A 533-nucleotide genomic window follows, 5' to 3' on the forward strand; every position below is an offset into this window, starting at 1 on the left:
CGGGCGGCGGCACCGTCAATAAGATCATTTGTCATATCTCAACTCTACATATATGAATGACGTTTTCATATATGCTTTTGATCATGGCTGAAAAAATTATCCTCGACTGCGACCCCGGGCACGACGACGCGATTGCGATCCTGCTCGCTCACGGTAGCCCGCACATCGAACTCCTCGGAGTCACGACCGTGATGGGCAACCAAACAATCGAGAAAGTCACTCGCAACGCTCTGGCCGTTGCCCGCGTCGCCGGCATCACCGACGTGCCCTTCGCCCGCGGAGCCCACCGCCCGCTCGTGCGCGAAGTCGAAGTAGCCGAATCCATTCACGGCGAATCCGGTCTTGACGGCCCCGTGCTCCCCGAGCCTCTTATCGAGTTGGATGCTCGTCACGCCGTCGACTTCATCATCGACACCGTTATGCAGAACGAGCCAGGCACCGTCACGCTCGTGCCAACCGGCGCGCTCACCAACCTCGCTCTTGCCGTGCGCAAGGAGCCCCGCATCGCAGAGCGCGTCAAGCAAGTTGTCATG

Annotated in this window: 1 protein-coding gene; it reads left to right on the forward strand. The window is 59.3% G+C overall.

Annotation, left to right across the window (positions count from 1 at the left end; translation table 11 throughout):
• Window positions 1–83 precede the first annotated feature (83 nt).
• Window positions 84–533, forward strand: a 450-nt coding sequence (locus FRC98_RS21095; RefSeq protein WP_347342180.1) for a nucleoside hydrolase, incomplete at its 3' end; no start/stop codon positions are given.

Source organism: Lujinxingia vulgaris, from assembly GCF_007997015.1.
Lineage (GTDB): Bacteria > Myxococcota_A > Bradymonadia > Bradymonadales > Bradymonadaceae > Lujinxingia > Lujinxingia vulgaris.